The sequence below is a fragment of the Planococcus sp. TJ-301 genome, from assembly GCF_058268475.1.
On the sequence record NZ_JBZDOH010000011.1, the window covers coordinates 1 to 577 of the forward strand.

A 577-nucleotide genomic window follows, 5' to 3' on the forward strand; every position below is an offset into this window, starting at 1 on the left:
AAAAAAATGGAGCGGAAGACGAGGTTCGAACTCGCGACCTCCACCTTGGCAAGGTGGCGTTCTACCACTGAACTACTTCCGCAAAAATGGTGCGGGTGAAGGGAGTCGAACCCCCACGCCCGAAGGCGCTAGATCCTAAGTCTAGTGCGTCTGCCAGTTCCGCCACACCCGCGTGGCAATGAAATTGTAAAAAAAAATGGTGAGCCATGAAGGATTCGAACCTTCGACCCTCTGATTAAAAGTCAGATGCTCTACCAACTGAGCTAATGGCTCGTATGAGAAATGGTGCCGGAGAAAGGACTTGAACCCTCAACCTACTGATTACAAGTCAGTTGCTCTACCAGTTGAGCTACTCCGGCGAAAAAGAAAAATGGTGGAGGATGACGGGATCGAACCGCCGACCCTCTGCTTGTAAGGCAGATGCTCTCCCAGCTGAGCTAATCCTCCAATATGTATGCCCAGCGACGTCCTACTCTCACAGGGGGAAACCCCCAACTACCATCGGCGCAAAAGAGCTTAACTGCCGTGTTCGGGATGGGAACGGGTGTGGCCTCTTTGCCATCATCACTGGACTATT

At 52.0% G+C, this 577-nt stretch carries 5 tRNA genes and 1 rRNA gene; all 6 read right to left on the bottom strand.

The features are described 5' to 3' along the window. Positions 1-7 precede the first annotated feature (7 nt). Positions 8-82, bottom strand: a tRNA-Gly gene (locus AC4EHJ_RS16990). A 5-nt stretch (positions 83-87) separates the two neighbouring features. Beyond that, positions 88-172 (bottom strand) — tRNA-Leu (locus AC4EHJ_RS16995). A 25-nt stretch (positions 173-197) separates the two neighbouring features. Beyond that, a tRNA-Lys gene (locus tag AC4EHJ_RS17000) sits at positions 198-273 on the bottom strand. Positions 274-283: 10 nt separating this feature from the next. Then, positions 284-359, bottom strand: a tRNA-Thr gene (locus AC4EHJ_RS17005). Positions 360-371: 12 nt separating this feature from the next. Then, a tRNA-Val gene (locus tag AC4EHJ_RS17010) sits at positions 372-447 on the bottom strand. A gap of 9 nt (positions 448-456) precedes the next feature. Continuing rightward, positions 457-572, bottom strand: a 5S ribosomal RNA gene (rrf, locus tag AC4EHJ_RS17015). Positions 573-577: the final 5 nt, after the last annotated feature.